We start from the raw sequence: 1059 nt of genomic DNA on the forward strand, positions 1-1059 counted from the left end.
GGATAGACCTTACTTTTCGATCCGATGCGAATAAAACAGCAATCCGAAATAAAAGCGTCAATTTAAGTATTGCCTCATCGACACGCTCAAAATCTTCTAAGGGAATTTTTCTTCTATGCGCTCTAACAAGTAAGGCTAACTCTTCTTGGCTTCGTTTCGAAAAACCAGCCAGATCAGAGTTCGCCACTAAATACGCGCCGTGACGATGATATTGGCTGTGAGCGATAGCCAGACCAATTTCGAATAACTTTGATGCCCAAGTTAGTAAACCCTCATATCGAGGGTGATCTATCTGCCAATCTGTCTTCGCTTTTCTAAAAAACGCCTTAGTAATGTCTGCGACATAGTCACCATGGGCGATGTCTGCTCCATAGCGTTGTTGTAAAGCGCTAATGCTTCTATCTCGAACATCTTCATGATCAAGTCTACCAAGCATGTCATAGAGTAAACCTTCGCGCAGAGCTCCTTGTGTATACTCCATTTTTTTTATTTTGAGTGCTTTGAACGCTCCCATTAAGATCGCTAAACCAGCTGGAAATATGCTTAAGCGTTCTTTCTTTATATTTAGCTCGTTAAGGTTATCAATATGGCCAAGTTCAATGATTTGATCTCGTAAAGTCTTCAATCGCTTATAGGATAGTCGCTCTATCTGAATGCCATCTTCTGCTTCTAACGCTTGAAAAATTGCTTTGATGGAGCCTGAAGCCCCAACACATTGCTCCCAACCCTTCTTCTTATATATTTTCTTAATCGGCATGATTTCGCGCTCTGCTTGAACAACAGCTTTATGGAAACCGATCTTTGTTATTTTTCCGTCTTTAAAAAAACGCTCCCTAAACGAGACACAACCCATGTGCAAACTTGCGCGTTCAAGTGGTTCAAATCGTTCACCAATTATGAACTCCGTCGATCCACCACCTATATCGATCACTAATCTACGGCCATCGTCATCAGCCAATGTATGTGAGACACCTAAATAAATTAAACGCGCTTCTTCTAAACCCGAAATAATTTCTATGCGCGCACCTAATTTTTGTTCCGCTTTAGCTATAAAGTTCC

General features: G+C 41.2%; 1 protein-coding gene. It reads right to left on the minus strand.

Going from position 1 to position 1059, the window contains the following annotated elements; genetic code table 11:
• Positions 1–1059 (minus strand): exopolyphosphatase (locus tag A3739_RS04990; RefSeq protein ID WP_068500556.1); only part of this gene is annotated, 1059 nt, incomplete at both ends.

This window comes from Oleiphilus sp. HI0067, from assembly GCF_001635735.1.